The 17,835-nt window shown below is 59.7% G+C and carries 15 protein-coding genes; 6 read left to right on the top strand and 9 right to left on the bottom strand.

Features of this window, described 5'->3' with window-relative positions; all coding sequences use genetic code 11:
- The first annotated feature begins 2 nt into the window (after positions 1–2).
- The gene (locus PZA18_RS11115; protein WP_284100915.1) at positions 3–1,592 is read left to right on the top strand and encodes a DHA2 family efflux MFS transporter permease subunit; all 1,590 of its coding nucleotides are present in this window, start codon (positions 3–5) and stop codon (positions 1,590–1,592) included.
- A 53-nt stretch (positions 1,593–1,645) separates the two neighbouring features.
- Here the strand turns inward: PZA18_RS11115 and PZA18_RS11110 are convergent, their stop codons facing one another.
- Together PZA18_RS11110 and PZA18_RS11105 are read right to left on the bottom strand one after the other, a co-directional pair.
- Positions 1,646–3,163, bottom strand: coding sequence for a sensor histidine kinase (locus PZA18_RS11110; RefSeq protein ID WP_284100914.1), 1,518 nt, complete (start codon positions 3,161–3,163; stop codon positions 1,646–1,648).
- A gap of 20 nt (positions 3,164–3,183) precedes the next feature.
- Complete coding sequence (locus tag PZA18_RS11105) at positions 3,184–4,359, bottom strand: FIST signal transduction protein (RefSeq protein ID WP_284100913.1); 1,176 nt, start codon at positions 4,357–4,359, stop codon at positions 3,184–3,186.
- 321 nt (positions 4,360–4,680) lie between these two features.
- On the opposite strand from PZA18_RS11105, the gene PZA18_RS11100 reads away from it, so the two are divergent.
- From PZA18_RS11100 to PZA18_RS11090, 3 genes are all read left to right on the top strand, one after another.
- Positions 4,681–5,877, top strand: coding sequence for a methyltransferase (locus tag PZA18_RS11100; protein ID WP_284100912.1), 1,197 nt, complete (start codon positions 4,681–4,683; stop codon positions 5,875–5,877).
- Between the two features lie 63 nt (positions 5,878–5,940).
- Positions 5,941–6,765, top strand: coding sequence for an NADPH-dependent 7-cyano-7-deazaguanine reductase QueF (gene queF / locus PZA18_RS11095; protein WP_284100911.1), 825 nt, complete (start codon positions 5,941–5,943; stop codon positions 6,763–6,765).
- A 91-nt stretch (positions 6,766–6,856) separates the two neighbouring features.
- Positions 6,857–7,705 (top strand): polysaccharide deacetylase family protein, encoded by an 849-nt coding sequence (locus tag PZA18_RS11090; protein ID WP_284100910.1) that lies wholly within the window; start codon positions 6,857–6,859, stop codon positions 7,703–7,705.
- Between the two features lie 94 nt (positions 7,706–7,799).
- Here the strand turns inward: PZA18_RS11090 and PZA18_RS11085 are convergent, their stop codons facing one another.
- Complete coding sequence (locus PZA18_RS11085) at positions 7,800–8,561, bottom strand: substrate-binding periplasmic protein (RefSeq protein ID WP_284100909.1); 762 nt, start codon at positions 8,559–8,561, stop codon at positions 7,800–7,802.
- 173 nt (positions 8,562–8,734) lie between these two features.
- Positions 8,735–9,637, bottom strand: a complete 903-nt coding sequence (locus PZA18_RS11080; RefSeq protein WP_284100908.1) for a LysR family transcriptional regulator — start codon at positions 9,635–9,637, stop codon at positions 8,735–8,737.
- A 96-nt stretch (positions 9,638–9,733) separates the two neighbouring features.
- Here PZA18_RS11080 and PZA18_RS11075 point away from each other — a divergent pair, with 96 nt between their 5' ends.
- Positions 9,734–10,765: an NAD-dependent epimerase/dehydratase family protein gene (locus tag PZA18_RS11075; protein ID WP_284100907.1), complete on the top strand. Its 1,032-nt coding sequence runs from the start codon at positions 9,734–9,736 to the stop codon at positions 10,763–10,765.
- Here the strand turns inward: PZA18_RS11075 and PZA18_RS11070 are convergent.
- The 5 genes from PZA18_RS11070 to PZA18_RS11050 form a co-directional block, all read right to left on the bottom strand.
- Complete coding sequence (locus PZA18_RS11070; protein WP_284100906.1) at positions 10,730–11,344, bottom strand: prolyl hydroxylase family protein; 615 nt, start codon at positions 11,342–11,344, stop codon at positions 10,730–10,732. The genes PZA18_RS11075 and PZA18_RS11070 overlap by 36 nt on opposite strands.
- Before the next feature lie 100 nt (positions 11,345–11,444).
- Positions 11,445–12,839: an RtcB family protein gene (locus PZA18_RS11065; RefSeq protein WP_284100905.1), complete on the bottom strand. Its 1,395-nt coding sequence runs from the start codon at positions 12,837–12,839 to the stop codon at positions 11,445–11,447.
- Positions 12,840–13,013: 174 nt separating this feature from the next.
- A complete protein-coding gene (gene fabG / locus PZA18_RS11060) occupies positions 13,014–13,754 on the bottom strand; it encodes a 3-oxoacyl-[acyl-carrier-protein] reductase (RefSeq protein WP_284100904.1) in 741 nt (246 codons plus the stop codon).
- A 161-nt stretch (positions 13,755–13,915) separates the two neighbouring features.
- Positions 13,916–14,074, bottom strand: a complete 159-nt coding sequence (locus PZA18_RS11055) for a hypothetical protein (protein WP_284100903.1) — start codon at positions 14,072–14,074, stop codon at positions 13,916–13,918.
- A 226-nt stretch (positions 14,075–14,300) separates the two neighbouring features.
- The gene (locus PZA18_RS11050; RefSeq protein ID WP_284100902.1) at positions 14,301–15,911 is read right to left on the bottom strand and encodes an ABC-F family ATPase; all 1,611 of its coding nucleotides are present in this window, start codon (positions 15,909–15,911) and stop codon (positions 14,301–14,303) included.
- Positions 15,912–16,097: 186 nt separating this feature from the next.
- Here PZA18_RS11050 and PZA18_RS11045 point away from each other — a divergent pair, with 186 nt between their 5' ends.
- Complete coding sequence (locus PZA18_RS11045) at positions 16,098–17,264, top strand: pyridoxal phosphate-dependent aminotransferase (protein WP_284100901.1); 1,167 nt, start codon at positions 16,098–16,100, stop codon at positions 17,262–17,264.
- The last annotated feature ends 571 nt before the right edge of the window (positions 17,265–17,835 follow it).

The raw sequence follows: 17,835 nt of genomic DNA, 5'->3' as shown, positions 1-17,835 counted from the left end.
CCATGAAGCCATTTCTGCCAGCCCTGTCGCGTAGCAGCGACGATGCCTCGATCTACGCCAACCGCTACGTCATTGCGATGACGGTCACCCTTGCCTGCGTGCTGGAATTGCTCGACACCAGTATCGTCAACGTGGCGGTGCCGCACATGATGGGCACACTCGGCGCCACACTCGATGAAATCACCTGGGTGTCGATCGGTTATGTCGTCGCCAACGTCATCGTGCTGCCGATCAGTGGCTTTCTGTCGAATCTGTTTGGTCGGCGCAATTACTTTGCCTTCTCCATCATCCTGTTCACCCTTGCCTCATTTGCCTGCGGCAACGCCGAAAGCCTTGGCAGCCTGGTCTTCTGGCGCATTGTGCAGGGTCTGGGAGGGGGCGGCCTGATTGCGACGGCACAATCGACACTGTTCGAGGTCTTTCCTGCCAAGGAAATGTCGTCGGCGATGGCGATATTCGGCATCGGTATCATGTTCGGTCCCTCGCTGGGGCCGACTGTCGGGGGCTGGCTGACCGAGTCCTACTCCTGGCCCTGGATTTTCTACATCAACCTGCCCTTGGGCGTCGTTGCCCTATTGCTGACCCTATTGTTCGTGCCGGACTCGAAGCATCGCAAGATGCCGCCATCGGTGGACTATATGGGGCTGGTCCTGCTAGCCATCGGCATTGGGGCGCTGCAGCTGATGCTGGAGCGCGGCGAACGGCTGGATTGGTTCGAGTCGGCGGAAGTGGTCGGCTATGCCGTCGCCAGCCTGATCGGCCTGGGGCTGTTCACAATCCGTGAACTGGAAATCGACCACCCCATCGTCGATCTGCGGGTGATGGCCGATGCCCAGTATTCAGCCGGCCTGGCCATTACCTTTCTGTTGGGTGCAGCACTGTTTTCCACGGTGTTTCTGTTCCCGGTCTACGCCCAGACCCTGATGGGCTTCAATGCCATGCAGACAGGCTTCATCATCCTGCCGTCTGCGATTGCAGCAGGCCTGGTCATGCCGGTGATGTCCAAACTGATCGCCCGAGGTGTACCAGGAAGGCTGCTGATCATCATTGGCGCCGGTATTTTCATGTATTCAATGTGGCGCCATCACCTGTTTACCACCGAGTCCGGTCTGGATGATTTCTTCTGGCCGCTGATCATGCGCGGCGTCGGACTTGGCATGATCTTCATGCCACTCAACAACCTGACCATGGCCAATATCGCCCCGGCCGCCATCCCCAACGCAACGGGTGTCTACAACCTGACACGGCAACTCGGTGGCAGCGTCGGCATTGCGGTGTCGGCTACCCTGCTGAGCCAGTTCGACCACACCAAGCATGCCGCACTGGTCGATCACATCGCCCACGACAACGCTGCGGCAGAAAGCCGGTTGGCGGCCTTCAAGCAGATGTTCATGCACAGTGGCATCCACGAGCGCATGGCCGAACTGAAAGCCTATGCACTCGTCAGCCTGCAGGTTGAAAAGCAGTCGATGATGTTGTCGTTCAGCGATTTGTTCCTGTGGTTTGGCATCACCATCTGCGCCACCCTGCCCTTGCTGCTGGTGATGCGCAAACAGCGCATGCTGGCCGGCAGCAGCGATGTTGCCCATTGAACCCGATCTTAGGTTCTATTGACGTTAGCAACTGTGTTGAAGGTCAATAGAACCTAGTCGGCCGGCAGGGTGAAATGAAAGCTGGCACCCTGCCCCGGCTGGGATTCGGCCCAGATCCGGCCGCCGTGGCGGGTAATGACCCGTTTGACCGTCGCCAGCCCAATACCGGTGCCCTCGAACTCCCGCTCGGAATGCAGCCGCTGGAATGGCGTGAACAGCCGGTCGGCATACTGCGGATCAAAGCCCGCGCCATTATCTGACAGCACATAACTGCCATCGTCCGTCTGGCCGAACCGGATGCGTGCCACCGCCTGCCGGCGGGTGAATTTGATGGCATTGCCCAGCAGATTTTCCAGCACCACCCGGATCAGGCGGGGATCGGCCTGCACCATCATGCCCGGCAGACAATCCAGCACAATCTGCCGCAGATCATCGTGCTGCAGCGAGGCAAAGACCTCCTGTGCCAATACCGACAAATCAAATACCTGCCGCTCCAGCCCTGCCCGGTTGACGCGCGCCAGCGTCAACAGATCGTCGATCAGCTGGTTCATGCGCTGGCTGGCGGCAATCACCCGCCTCAGCAAGTCCTGATGATCCTGCGCCAGCCCCGGTGCCTCGCCGGCCAGAATCTGACTGAAGCTCATGATGGCCCGCAGCGGTGCCCGCAGGTCATGCGATACCGAATACGAAAACGCCTCCAGCTCCCGGTTCAGCATCTCCAGCTCAATCGTCCGTTGCTCGACTCTAGCCTCCAGCTGCTCATTCAGGCGCAGGATGTGCGCCTCGTAATCTTTGCGCGCCGAAATATCGACAGCCACCGTCAGCAGTGCCGGCTCGGCCTCTTTTGCCAGATGGAGCGGCAGACGCACCACCTGATACGTATGCAGACTGCCATCGAGATGAGTTACTGACATTTCGGACAAGGCCAGCGGCCCCGGATTCTGTCCGGTCGTACTGAAGAAGCGTGCCAAGGCGGTTTCTTTCCGCTCGGGCAGTGCAAGGCCGCCGTCGCCAAGCAAGGCCCTGAGTGCCTGATTGATCAGCAGTACCCGGCCTTGGGCGTCGGTGGCGTAAACCAGCACTGGCAACAGATCAAACACTTGTCGCAGGCGGGCTTCGTTTTCTGCCATGGTGACCTGAGCCTGCTGCAAATCCTTGAGTTGCATCTGCAGTTTTCCTGTCACCCGGTTGTAATCGGCACGGGTGACATCCAGGTCGTTCCGCACCCGTTCGACCATGCGGAACAGCTCGATATTGCGCTCCCGTTCAACCATGCCGACATCGACCGCATCCAGCACCGCCCCGGCAATCACCTGCAGATCGGCCAGTGCGGCAGACGGAACCGTCATATGCCAGAGCAGCGCACCAATCCGGTAACGACGAAACCCGTCGCCCAGCGTGAACACCACGCCTTGTGCCCGGTCGATAAAGTCACCAAGCAGCACCTGCACCTCGTCCAGGCTCGGCGCGAACACCGCGACCGGTGCAGCCAGCAGCTGGCGACGGGTCAGCGTCACCGCCATGAAGCCCGGAGGGGGAGGATCTACTGCACTGAGAAAACGGTCACTCATGCGGCCACTCGATCAATCGGTCATCCAGCAAGCGACCCGGCTTCCGGGCCAAGCAACAGCAGCACATAGCTCATATTGTGGAAAAGATTGGGCGTATAGCCATCGCCATTGCGCAAGGGTGCCATCTCGCCAAAGGAAGGAAAGCCTGCCAGCGGCAGGCCCTGCGGAAACGCCTTGGCAATGGCACTGACCTCCACCTCAATGGCACTCCCCAAAATCGCCTTGCGGCCGGCGCAGCTCACCACCAGCGCAGCGGCTGGCTCAAAGCCCAGCACCTCGCGTCGGGCTGCCAGTCGGTAGACTTCTGCCATCAGCTCGCTGGGGCTGGCCAGGCAGACGCGCACTTGCTTGCCCGCTTCGATGCCGCCATACAGTCCCAGCTGGCCCTGGCCTGCCGAGAAATCCGGCACGATCGAGCGCAGGCGACGCTCGGCCGGCTGGGCCGGGTTCACGACTTCCAAAGTCAGGATGCCACGATCCGTCTGCAACACCGGCTTACCCGTCTCCCGCTCAATGAATTCCATGGCCGGTACGCCGTCAATCTGCTCAACGTGGGTACCTGCCGCTGAATTCACCAGCCCGGCCTGGCCAATGGCTGTCAGCGCATTGCCAACGCTGATGTCGAATCGTAATGCCCCTTCAGCCGCCAGCATCACGATGCCATCCTGCAGCACTTCGCTGCCGTGATACAGGTAGCAGGTTTGCATACGGTTATCGTCGGCGGCCAGCCCGCCCACGACCGGCACACTGATTTCACGCTCAATCACCGCTTCGATGCGCGTCGCATCGGCACGGAAGTCTGAAAAAAGCAGAATGAAGCGGGGTGTACGTCCAGCCAGCTGCTGCTCAAGCTGAGTCAGCGCCTGTCGTGTGCAGCGTTCCGGGTCGGCGCCGACCCCCTGTGCTGCGGCGGCGTACCAATGCACGGCACCACCCGAGTTGATGCCCAGCGCCACCGCTCCCTGATCAGATGCACGCCGGGTTTCGTAGATGCCGTCACCGCTGTTGCCGACGATCAGCACGGCTGCAGATTCAAGTGCGTCTCGCACACCATCGATCAGATCGGTGCTGCCACCGTAATGTACGGTGCTGAACAGCAGCACCAGCTCGGGCTGGATCGGCGCCAGGGCTTCGCCCAGTGCTATGCCGGCACGATAGGGGTCGGATACCATGGTACTGACGGACTTGGCTTGCATGGCGCTCCTCCCGACGGGATGCTGGCCGCAGAGCGCGGGCGCAGCGATCAATGGATAGTGAGGCTCTGTTGGCGTCAGGCTGACCATCGCACCAACCCGGCGCGACCAGAAATAAAACGTCAGCAACGCGAATGACAACAGAACCCGAACTCTCCATTCAGTGTAGGCGCTGGCGCAGCAACTGCTGGCGGTACTGTCAATTCGCCCCGCGCGATAACACGATTTGCGGCGGCTTCAGGCGGGTCTGGCGGCCACCCTCTAAAAACCCTTTCCCGTTTGCTCCTGTTGAAGTGTCATTTCCAGATGGTGTTTCGCCCTTTTATGAATTCCACCCTGTCGCTGTCAGAACGTTTCAACCGCATCGGCGAGTTGCTGCAAGTCCATCAGGCCATCTGGCAACCGCAACCATTCAAACAGCCCCAGCCGGACTGGTGCCAACAGTTGCCGCAGCTAGATCAGCGTCTGCAATCGCTGGAACTGGCGACCACCGAGCAATTGGCCAGCAACAACCCGGCATTACTGGCCTGGCTCAGCCCGGTTTTGCCGGTGCTGGCCGAACTGGCCGGCCTGATCGACCTGCCCGCCCTGCCAACCCACCCCACCGCGACGCCCGATGCCCACTTCTGGCGGGATATCCCCGGCCGCAAGCAGGCCCAGATCGAAGCCTTCGTCGCCGTCAGCTCCCAGGCCAGTCCTGCGCTGGAGTGGTGTGCCGGCAAGGGACATCTTGGCCGCTTGCTGGCGTTTGGCGGTGTCGCGGATGTACTGAGTCTGGAACTGGACCCGGTGCTGTGTGCGGCTGGTGAAGCGCTGACCCGACGCACCCGGCAAACCCAGCGCTTTACGGCAATTGATGTGCTAAGCCCCGCCGCCGCAACCTTGATAGCCGGCCGTCATTGCCATGCCTTGCACGCCTGCGGCGCGCTGCACCGGCATCTGGTCAATCTCGCCTGCAACACGTCTTTGCCTTCGCTGCAGCTGGCGCCTTGCTGTTACTACCGCTGGGCCGACGAATACTACACAGCACGCTCCACAGCCGGACGCCGGTCTGGCTTGCGACTGAGTCGCGATGATCTGCGCCTCGCCGTCACCGAAACCGTGACGGCCGATGGTCGCGAGAACCGACTGCGGCAGCGGGGCCATGCCTGGCGCCTTGGTTTCGATGCCTTGCGCCGACAGCTCACTGGTGACGCAGCGTATCAGCCGCAGGCCCCTATCCCCACCGCATGGCTGAGTGGCAGCTTTGCCGATTTCTGCCAGCACATGGCGCAACGGCGGGCATTCGCCTTGCCGGCCGATCTCGACTGGCCATACTGGGAACACGAGGCCAATGTGGCGTTCTTACGCTTCAGCCAGCGTTCGCTCCCGCGCTTTGCTTTCCGCCGCGCCATCGAAACCTGGCTGGTACTCGATCTGGCCCTCGCCTTGCAGGAGGCGGGTTATCAGGTTGCAGTCGGCACTTTCTGCCCCACCAGCCTCACGCCCCGCAATCTGCTGATCACCGCCAGGCGCCCTTAGGCGATAATGCCACCCATATCCAGATCCAAATCCAAATCCAAAACGCCAATCGGGACCGAACCCATGCATGAACAACACTCCCCCTTGGGCAAGAGCACTGCTTACATCGAGCACTATGCGCCAGAGTTGCTCTTCCCCATTCCGCGCCTGACCAAACGTCAGGAAATCGGCATTGACGGCAGCCTGCCTTTCGGCGGCGTCGATATCTGGAATGGCTATGAGCTGTCGTGGCTCAATGCGCGCGGCAAGCCACAGGTGGCCATTGCACGCTTCAGTATCCCGGCCGAGTCTCCGAATCTGATCGAATCGAAGTCATTCAAGCTCTACCTCAACTCCTTCAACCAGACTCGCCTTGCCAGTGTCGATGAACTCAAGCAGAAACTGATTGCCGATCTGTCTGCCGCCTGCGGCGCCAGCGTCAGCGTAAAGTTGCTGGAACCCGCCGACTGGGGCACCGAAAAGATCGGCGGGCTGGAGGGTGAGCTGCTCGATCGGCTGGACATTGATGTGGCCCAATACCAGCCGGCACCGCAGCTGCTGCACACCGACCCGGCCGAAGCCGAAGTCGAAGAGACGCTGGTTTCACACCTGCTCAAATCCAACTGTCTGGTGACCGGCCAGCCTGACTGGGGAAGCGTGCAGATCCACTACATCGGCGCTCCTATCAATCAGGAGGCACTGTTGCGCTACCTGATTTCCTTTCGCCAGCACAATGAGTTTCATGAGCAGTGTGTCGAGCGGATTTTCACCGACATCATGCGTCAGTGCCGGCCAACACGGCTCAGCGTCTACGCCCGCTACACCCGGCGCGGCGGGTTGGATATCAACCCGTTCCGCACCAACTTCAGCCAGCCCATGCCTGCCAATGTGCGGCAGGCCAGACAATAAATAGCCTCTGCCGGGGATTTTGCTGATGCGGGCGCGCCATAGTGGCGGCCAGTCAGCTATCATCCGGCCTCATTTTTTTGGAGCGCGGTAGATGTCGATTGCCCTGAGGATAGACGTTGCGACCCTGCGCGGCGCCGAGCAAGGCGTGCCGCGACTACTGGATATGCTGGCCCGCCATCAGGTTGGCGCCACTTTCTTCTTTAATCTGGGTCCGGATCGCGTGGGCCACATGCCCTGGCGCTGGTTGCGGCGTCGGGGTCTGGGCGTGGGGAGCTGGCTGAAAAGCCGCCTGGTACCCGCCCGCTCGCTCGATAGCGGTATGCGACAGGCCATGCAGGCGGCAAAGGCTGCAGGCTGTGAAGTCGCGGTGGGGGGCGTGGATGCCCCGCGCTGGCTGTACCAGGCAAGGCAGCAAAACATGAGCTGGACCGAATCCTTGTTGTGTGAAAGCACGGGGGCCTTCGAAACCCTGATGGGCGAAGTCCCTCGCGGCCGTGCCCTGCCCTTGCAGCGGCTCAACCGCACGGCCGTGCGGCTCGCCCAGCGCCACCATTTCAGCTACAGCAGCGACACGCTGGGGCTGGCGCCTTACTGGCCGGTGATTGATGGCGAACCGGTACGTTGCCCGCAGATTCCCATCACTTTGCCTAATTTTGATCAGCTGCACCTGCCAGGGCGGGATGCGGTCGCAGACATCCTGCATGACAGCCAAAGCCAGACCCTGCATGTCTATGCCGGCGAAGCCGAGCTGGAGGGCATGGCGCTGTCCGCCGATTTCGAGCGGTTACTGGCAGGATGGAAAGAACAGGGGCACCGTATTGCCAGCCTGGTCGAGTATGTCGATGCCCTCGACCTGACCAGCCTGCCCTATCACGAAGTAGAACTAGGTCCGGTCCAACCCTCGGCACCCGCCCGGCAAGGACGTCGCTTTCCCGCCTGAAACCCTGGCTGGCCTGTCGCTCCCTGGCAGGCCAGCCCCCTCCAACTGTCTTTCCCGCCCAATACTCGGTTGCCCGGAACCACAGCACCAAGACTCATTCATAGTCGCCACGTTCCAGCCCTCGTAGCATTTCCTGATAGACCTCGCTCTTCTTGAGCTTTTTCAGCCCTTCGTTGAATTTTTCCAGCAGCACCCGATTCGGGTCCTGCTTCTTCGACAGCATCAGGCGATACTCGATACGCTCCACAATGCGCTGGGAATATCCGATTTTGCCGGCCTCTTCGGCACTGAATTTCTTGCGCAAGGTGTCGTAACCGACCGTCTTGACCAAGGGGAAGATATCAATCCGGCCAGCTAGCAGCATTTTCATGCCAGTCTCGATGTCCTGAACCGGATAACTGACCAGCTTGCCCGACTGTATCGCTTCTTCCCAACGTCCCGGTTTGGAGCCCAATGGAATCCCCATCTTCCGGCCGTGCAGATCGCTGATGTGCTCCCAGACCAGCGGCGTCGATTTCAAATGAAACACCACTTCTTCTTCAGTCATGACCGTATCGCTGAACCAGGCAAATGTCTGACGCTGCGATGTCTGCGACCAGACCAGCGATCCGTCCACCGCCCCAACCTTGACCAGGGCTTCAGAGCGCGCCCAGGGATAGAACTCGTAGCGCACCTGAACCCCTGCCTGTTTGAATGCCTCGGTGACGATATGTGAGGCAAAACCGAAATGGCGGGATTTCTCTGATAGATAAGGCGCCCATTCGCCGCTGGCCAGCCGGATTTCCCGTGCCGATACCAGCCCGCTACAGCAGGTACACAAGGCCACCAGTGCCAGCCAACCGCCCGCCCGATTCACCAATCTCTCCTTCTCCGCCTCATCCAGAACAAGGGAACGCCAATGCCATGCTCCCAAGCGCCCCCGGGCGTATACAGCGTCTATTGAAAGGGTAGAAAACAAACAGACAGCCTGCCGCCGTAAACAGGCTTCTCGAAACGCGGCGTTTCGTCTGCGCAATCAGCCCAGGCAGGTTAATGACGCTGCCCAAGATAGGCGCGCAGCCCGCTGACCAACGCATCAAACGTCACGCGGCAACGCGGGCTGGTACGCAGCCCTTCGTGCATGGCAACCCAGGTTGTCAGGCTCAGCGACAACTGCTCGGGCAGCAGGTGCACCAGATCGACATCCCGCTGTGCCAGCGCTATCTGGCAGATGCCGATGCCCGCCCCTGCCCGTAGCATGGCCAGCTGACCGAGGTCGCTATCGCAGCGCAGGGCAAAGTTGTCTCGGACCCACAAAGGCAGGTCCAGACTGGCACGGGCCGCACGCAGAAACGGCGTTTCCTGATCAAATCCGATCAAGGTGTGATCAACCAGATCAGCAATGCCAGTGGGCGTGCCCTGTTGCGCCAGATAGCGACGATGCGCATGCAGGCCCAGCACAACGTCGCCAACCCGGGTCGCCAGTAGTACCTCCTGCTGCGGGGGGGCCATCCTTACCGCTATGTCGGCCTCGCGGTGTACCAGATCCTGCAGCCGATTGCTCAATACCAGCTCGACCTTCAATTTCGGGTAGCGCTGCTGCAAGGCCACAAGGATAGGCGGCAGTACCTCGACGCCGATCACCTCGCTGGCGGCTATGCGCACTTCGCCCTGCACTGCCTCGCCCAGACCACGCGCCACCCGCTCCAGCGAGGCGGCTGCTGCACACATCGCTTGCGCACTCTCACGCAAGGCCAGCGCGGCTTCGGTGGCCATCAACCCATTCTGTGAGCGGGTAAACAGCGTCAGGCCCAACTGTTGCTCCAGCAAGGCGATGTGCCGGCCCAGCGTCGGCTGGGTCAGCGCCAGTCGTCGTGCCGCCGCAGACAACGAGCCTTCCAGCAGTACCGCCAGAAAAGACCGGTAAAGTTCCCATCCAATATTTTTATCCATACAAAAATGTATAACAGCTATCAAAATTTCGGCAATTTTCTATTGAAAGGTCTCGCTTGATAATCCACCCATCCACAACACAACAGGGGTAGCGACATGCGAAGCGAACAAAAAGTATTGGTGCTGGGGGTTACCGGCGGGATTGGCGGCGAAGTGGCGCGGCAATTGCAAAATGCGGGCTGGCAGGTTCGGGCGATGGTCCGCAGTAGCCACAACTCAGACCATCATGATGGTATCGAGCGCGTTACCGGTGACGCCATGAACCCCGGCGACGTGCTCGCGGCGGCGCAAGGCTGCTCGGTCATCGTCCATGCGGTCAATCCGCCCGGCTACCGGCGCTGGGCAGAGCTGGTGTTACCGATGATCGACAACACCATCGCCGCAGCCAAAGCCCACAAGGCTACTGTGGTATTACCCGGCACGGTCTACAACTATGGTCCCGACGCATTTCCACTGATCACCGAAGCCTCGGCACAACGACCGGTGACCCGCAAAGGCGCCATTCGCGTGGAGCTGGAACATCGCCTCGCTCTGGCCGCCGCAGAGGGTGACATCCGGGCCATCATCGTGCGGGCGGGTGACTTCTTCGGCCCACAAAGCGGCAACAACTGGCTGACACAGGGCATGCTTAAACCGGGCCGCCCCGTAAGCACCGTCTATTTACCGGGCAGGAAGGGGGTTGGCCACCAGTTTGCCTACCTGCCCGACGTTGCCCGCTGCATGGTCGAACTCCTGCAGCGGCGCCAGACCCTGCCAGCGTTTGCACGCTTCCAGATGGCCGGCTACTGGGATGAGGATGGTCGCGAGCTGGGACTTGCCATTCAGCGTGCGGTGGTACGTCACGGCGGCGCCGAACCCCGCTTGCAAGCCTTTCCCTGGTGGCTGGTGCGTCTGGCCGCACCCTTCGTTGCCACCTTCCGCGAGCTGCTGGAAATGCGCTACCTCTGGCAACAGGAAGTCCGCATGGACAACCGCTTGCTGGTCGATACGCTCGGTTTCGAGCCACACACGCCACTGGACGTAGCGATCGAAACCACCTTATTGGGAATCGGCTGCCTGCGCCCACAGACACCGCCTGCCGCCGCTACCCACCTATCCGCGCCAGCGGTACATCACATCGGTTCGTAACACATACTTGCGACCCGACTCGACGGGCGCACCTTCATGCAGTTGCTGGTGTTCAAACACCAGCACCCGCCCGGTTTTGGGCGCAATGCTGTACTGCAGGGTGTCTTCGCTGGCGTGCAGGCTGGGGTCATCCTGATAAAACCGGGTGGCCCCACCTTGCACCGCTTCATTCAGGTAGATAAGCAGGGTCAGTTGGCTGCTTTCAAAGACATTGCGCTCGAAGCCGCCATCGTAATGCGGACGAAAAGTCTGGCCCGGATCGTAGCGATAGAAGCGTAGCCGCTCGTTGAGCCCCTGCAGATGCCAGCCATTGAGCTGGTCTGGCAAAGCAAGTCGTAGACGCTCGAACAACCAGCCCGCCAATTGCGGGTCGTCAACCATCCAGCGCCAGTTATGGCGGATGTCCAGACGGGTTTCTCCGCCATCACGCCCCTGAATGGTTGCAATGTCATAGGCGTTTTCGCGCTCACTCCGCGCAATCAGTTGCTGACATTCCTGCTCGGACAACGCCGCCGCAATGGTCAGGATCAGCGGATCGTTCTGGAGAATGTCCGCCTTGATCAAGGGATTCGGATTCATGCTGTCTTTCCTTCAGGCATCTCACACACCCGGCTTTCATCGGGATGCGTGGTTGGACTGTATTGAAACTGGATTGACCGTCACGCCAGCGCATTCTGGCTCAGGCTTTGAATGTCACCCATGGCCGCAGGCGGACTACAGGGTGAATCAAGCCGGCTTCGCTTTGCGCCTCGATGACCGGGCCAACAGGTTTATACGCGGACGGCGCTTCTTCGATCCGCCGCTCCTCACGTAATGTCACGCAGTGCCAAGGATATGGCGCATCGTCGGTCAGCTTGCTGGCGCGCACGGCCTGCCGCCGCAGGCGTCGGCCCGCACCGTGGCTGCACGACCACAGCCAGTCGGCATTGCCCAGCCCTTCCACCAGATAGGATGCATCGCCCATCGATCCGGGAATCAGAGCCAGCTCCCCCGCATGGGCCGGGGTTGCGCCTTTGCGATGGATGTTCAGCCCGTGCTCCCGCATCACGACGTTGTGTGGCACATCGACGATCAGGCGCCCCCCATCACACCCTGCCGTGGTCGCCAGCGCCTCCCGCACCAGCTCAGCCAGCACGACACGGTTGGCCCAGGCATAACGGGCTGCTGCCCCCATCGCTTGCAGATATTCCGTGGCTAGCGGCCCTGTCAGGCCATACAGGCCGGATTCCGGGTGACTGACGGCCTTCGGCCATTCGGCACGGGCGCGATCCATCCAGCGCTGGCCAACATAAAAGCCGACATCGCGTGAACCGCTGTGAATCATCACCATGACCATACCGGCCCGCAAACCGTGGCGATAGGCCAGATGCCGGTCGAGCACTGCATCGACTACCTGCAGCTCGACAAAGTGGTTACCCGAGCCGACCGTGCCAAGCTGGGGGTCCCGCACGACTTCACGCTCTGGCATCAGCGCTGGCGGGGCATGGCGCGCCGCTGATTCAAAGCGGTCCAAGCCAATGGCTTCGGCCATTTCCAGATACAACCGATCAAAATCCGCCCCGGCCCAGACACCTTCCCGTTGTAATGCAGCCAGCCAGGCTTCCGGACCGTGTTCAAACAAGGCGTGAAAAGCTTTCGAGGGCACTGGCACATTGCGGCCATTTTCGAGCAGGCATCGTCGCAAGGCGGCAATGCAGGCATCCGCATGCGGTGCCAGATGTGCCTGATCCATGCCTGTAGCGATCAGCCGGATGCCGCAGTTGATGTCGGTACCAATGGCGGCCGGGATCACCAAATCTGGCGTCGTAGCAACCACCGAGCCAACCGGAGCGATTGAGCCAGGATGAAAGTCTGGCGTCGCACAGGCTTTGCAGACGTGGCCTTCGTGGCCAGGCTGACGCACCGCAGCAAAGTCCAGCAGCTGTTTGACCGCCTTGGCTTCGAGCGGCAGGGATTCAGGAAGTAATACGGTGGCTTCGCTATCCGGACGGGACAGTCGATAGATACCGCGTTCAAAATTAACGGTAACGTTGAGTTTTTTTAGCGCCTTTTCGAGACGCTGGAAGTGCGACATGTTGCAGACTCCGCAAGACGAGTACGAACCGCCGGCATTGCCGGCTTCGACTCCTTCGCTTGCAGCAGCAACAAGAAGGAAGGGCTGGATAGTAAAGAATGCCAAGCTACCACGCAAACAAAACCCCGCAGAGGGCGGGGTTTTGTTGCACTCAGCACGCTGGGTCAGCGCAAATCAGATGACCATACCGCCATCGACCGAGATCACCGCGCCATTGATATAGCTGGCGTCATCAGATGCCAGGAAGACATAAACGCTGGCAATTTCTTCAGGCTTGGCCAGGCGCTTCATCGGCACCTTGTCTTCCATCGCAGCGATGACTTTCTCAGGCATCGACTTGAGGATGGGGGTCGCCACGAAACCAGGGCAAACCGCATTGGAGCGAATCCCCTTGCGGCCAAGTTCTTTGGCCCAAGTCTTGGTAAAGCCGATAACGCCAAACTTGGCTGCCGCGTAGTTGGTCTGGCCGAAGTTGCCGTAGAGACCAACGACGCTGGAGGCATTCAGAATCACGCCGGAACCCTGTTCCAACATGTGATCTACCACCGCCTTGGTGCAGTTGTAGACACCTTTGAGGTTGATGTCGATGACGCGATCGAACTGCTCTTCGGTCATCTTGTAGAGTTGTGCATCCGCAACGATACCGGCGTTGTTTACCAATACGTCGATGCGGCCATACTTGTCTTTCACGCCAGCCACCATGTCAGCAAGCTGCTGTTTGTTGGTGACGTTGACTTCAAACCCGACAGCTTCACCACCCGCTTGCTTGATCTCACTCACCACGGCATCAATGCCTTCACGGTTGAGATCACACACCACAACCTTTGCACCTTCGGCAGCAAAGCGTAGAGCGGTTGCGTGGCCAATACCGCTGGCCGCGCCGGTGATGATTGATACCTTGTCTTTCAAACGCATAACGATCTCCTAGGAGTGAGAAGCTGTCTGCAAACAGAGCAGGCGGTCGTCAACCGAATGTGCGTAGCACGCAGGAACCGGAAGTGTATGGGTGATACATGACGGTCCCGAGCGCTGCCCATCTTCGGACTACGGCCGCACAGCCACTTTGCAAACAGGTTCTAAGAGCCCATATATCGCAAACGGGCAGCAAACAGTGGCTTGCGGGCCTGCCAGAGCAGGCTGAGCCGTAGCAAAGCACAACCGCCCTCGCGGGCGGTTGTGCTGGCCTTCTCCATCCATCTTCTTTGTAATATCCGGTCGAGTTGCCGTTGCGGCATTCACTCTTGGTTGATGCGCTCAACAAGGAGCGCCATCACAGACGGGGGCCGGCTTTAGCTGCCCACCGATTTGGCCTGTAGCCGACAGTTGTTGTCGCCTGTCGTTCGCTACATGATGGCGCGCATTATAAACACAACGTTTACAGAGTAAATACTCCAACCAGGAACTTTTTGAAGAGGCACTTACTCTAGAGCTAGTTTGTGCGCTGCAAAATAGCAAGAAAAATCACTCAAGTCCTTGACTTGAAAGATAATCTTCATAATTGCCCATGTAATGAACGAAGCTGCCGTCACCCTTCAGTTCGAGGACCTGTGTGGCAAGCGAACTGACGAATTGTCGGTCATGCGACACGAAAATCAGCGTGCCCTTGTAGAGTTCGAGTGCCATATTCAGCGATTCGATCGACTCCATGTCCATGTGGTTGGTGGGTTCATCCATAACCAACACATTGGGTCGCTCCAGAATCAGCTTGCCGTAGAGCATGCGCCCCTTCTCGCCGCCGGACAGCACTTTCACCGACTTTTTCACGTCATCGCCGCTAAACAGCAGACGGCCCAGAATGCCACGGATGGTTTGATCATCGTCACCTGGCTGGCTCCACTGCTTCATCCAGTCAAACAGGGTGATGTCTTCCGAGAAGTCTTCTTCATGATCCTGCGCGAAGTAGCCGACTTCTGCCTTATCCGCCCATTTGATAAAACCAGTCTGGGGCTTGAGCTGCCCTACCAGCAGCTTCATCAGTGTGGATTTACCCACCCCGTTGCCACCGATCACCGCAAGCTTCTGGCCGGCTTCGAAGATCAGGTTGAGATCCTTGAGGATGGTGGGGCCCTCTTCATAAGCAAACGACACCTCGGTTGCCTCGAATGCCTGACGATGCAGCTTTTGCTTGTCTTCCAGATCGAAGCGGACATACGGGTTCTGGCGGGAGGAAGGTTTGACTTCGACCATCTCTGACTTGATCTTGTCCGCCAGACGCAATCGTGAGGTAGCCTGACGAGCCTTGGATTTGTTGGCAGCGAAGCGGGCGGCAAACTGCTGCAGTTCCGATACTTTTTCTTTGGCCTTGGCGTTGGCGCTGAGTTGACGTTCACGCGCCTGCATGCTCGCCAGCATGTAGTCGTCGTAATTGCCGGGATAAATCTGGATGGTGTTGTAGTCCAGATCGGCCATATGGGTGCAGACCTGGTTCAGGAAGTGTCGGTCGTGCGAAATGATGATCATGGTTGATTCACGATCATTCAGCGTGTGTTCCAGCCAGCGGATGGTGTTGATATCAAGGTTGTTGGTCGGCTCGTCCAGCAGCAGCACGTCCGGGTCACTGAACAGCGCCTGTGCCAGCAAAACCCGCAGCTTCCAGCCGGGGGCGATTTCGCTCATCGGGCCATTATGCTGCTCGGTCGGGATGCCCGCCCCCAGCAACAGCGCCCCGGCACGGGCCTCGGCATCGTAGCCACCCAGCTCGCCGAACTTGGCTTCGAGGTCGGCGGCGCGCATGTAATCTTCTTCGGTTGCGTCCGGATTCGCGTAGATCGCGTCTTTTTCGCGGGCGACTTCCCACATTTCGGTGTGGCCCATCAATACGACATCCAGCACTCGGCACTCTTCGTAAGCAAACTGATCCTGCTTGAGCTTACCCAGACGCACGCCGGGCTCCAGCGAGACATTGCCGGCGGTTTGTTCCAGGTCGCCGCCCAGAATCTTCATGAATGTCGATTTGCCGCAGCCGTTGGCGCCGATCAAACCGTAGCGATTGCCGTCGCCAAACTTGATCGAAACCTTGTCAAACAACGGCTTGGAGCCGAACTGCATGGTAATGTTGGAAGTGGTAATCACTGGACCGACCCTAGATAGAAATAAGAAATAGCGGTGAAGAAGCAGCAAAGCCGGGTTGGGGATCGCCGCCATTGCGACGGATTCGCGCACCCGTCAGCCTGTTGCGACAGCCTGCTATGCAATATGAATGGATGGAAAACCGTCATTTTACCATAGCCAACCCCTCCCCCCAGCCGAGGAAAGCCCATGCCCCACCCGCTTGCCGCCCGCATTGACGCCATAGAGCCCTTTCATGTCATGCGGATACTCGAACGCGCCCATCAGCTCAGCGCCGCCGGCCACGATGTCATCCATCTGGAAGTGGGCGAACCGGACTTCGCGACCCCGCAGCCCATCGTCGATGCCGGCATCCGCGCCTTGCAGGATGGTCGTACCTACTACACACCGGCCGCCGGCATCCCGGCACTGCGTGAGGCCATCGCCGGCCATTATTGGCAGCGCTTTGGCGTAAAAGTAGACCCTGCCCGCATCATCGTCACCCCCGGTGCCTCCGGGGCTTTGCTGCTGGCGCTGGCCGCCTTGATCGGTCGGGATGATGAGGTGTTGCTGACCGATCCGGGCTACCCCTGCAACCGGCATTTTGTTGCGCTGCTGGAGGGGCGGGCCGTGAACATTCCGGTCGGTCCACAGACGGCTTACCAGCTCGATGAAACCTTGCTGACACGCCATTGGACGCCACGGAGCCAAGCCGCGCTGGTCGCCTCTCCCTCCAACCCGACCGGTACCTTGCTGCCCAATCCGGCTATAGCCCGGCTGAACACAGCGATCCGGCTGCGGGGAGGTCGGCTGATCGTGGATGAAATCTACCAGGGGCTGGTTTATGACGCGCCGAATGAAACCGCTCTCGCGGTCAGCGACGAGCTATTCGTGGTCAACAGCTTCTCCAAATACTTCCAGATGACAGGCTGGCGCCTGGGCTGGCTGGTAGTGCCCACTGACTATATTCCCGCCATCGAAAAGCTTGCCCAGAACCTGTTCCTCTCACCCCCGACAGTCGCCCAGTACGCGGCACTGGCAGCGTTTTCAGCGGATACCCACGCCATTATCGAAGCCCGCCGGCAGATTCTGGCCAGCCGGCGCGACTTGCTGGTCGCCGGCTTGCGCCGGCTCGGATTCTCGATCCCCCTGATGCCGGAAGGTGCTTTCTATGTCTGGGCCAACTGCGCCGCTTTGGGCGATGGCGAAGCCCTGGCCGAACGTCTGCTGGAACATGCCCACGTTGCCATCACACCGGGGCTGGACTTTTGTCTGCATCAGCCCGGTGATTATGTAAGGTTTGCCTATACTACCGATGCTGATCGCATAGAGGAGGCACTGCTCAGGGTTGCCAAATTGATAGATGCCCGGCCATAACTAAGCAGATGGCGGCTTTGAAGCACAGTCATCTTGTTCAACCAAAGTATGGCGAGATTGCAACGCAACCGTATCGGTACTGGCCGCCCACCGTTCGTGCGGGTTGGTCGCGAAGGGAACCGGTCAAGTTGCGATGTCACCCACATGGCTGAAGCCACACATCGCTTCGATTCAGGCAAACAACCTGACCAGCTGATCGGTCACGGCCCGGACTCTGTACAGGCCAGCAGCAAAACGAGGGACATTCCGGCGGGCGGCCAGCCAGCCGGACATAGCATCTAGGTTCTGTTGACGTTAGGTTTGCAGTCGCGTTTCGTCGGAAAACGGCCTGGAACAAGGCGCAGAGCGTGCCGCATAGTCATTCTATGCAAGCGCGCTGCAACACAGGGCCAGGCCGTTTTCCGGCGAAACCCTGCGGGCCGGGTCGATTTTTGGGGCAGGGCGTCGTTAGGGTTCGCTTATTTAGCTCGCTAAACCGCGCTTACCCTGCCTAGCCCTGCCCCAAAGCTCGATCCGGCGCGACGGTAAACCCAACGTCAACAGAACCTAAATAACAAGCGAACACCGACAG

The sequence above is a fragment of the Parachitinimonas caeni genome (assembly GCF_030129945.1).
In the GTDB taxonomy this organism is placed as follows: domain Bacteria; phylum Pseudomonadota; class Gammaproteobacteria; order Burkholderiales; family Chitinimonadaceae; genus Parachitinimonas; species Parachitinimonas caeni.
This window is presented reverse-complemented; position numbering and strand designations above follow the sequence as displayed.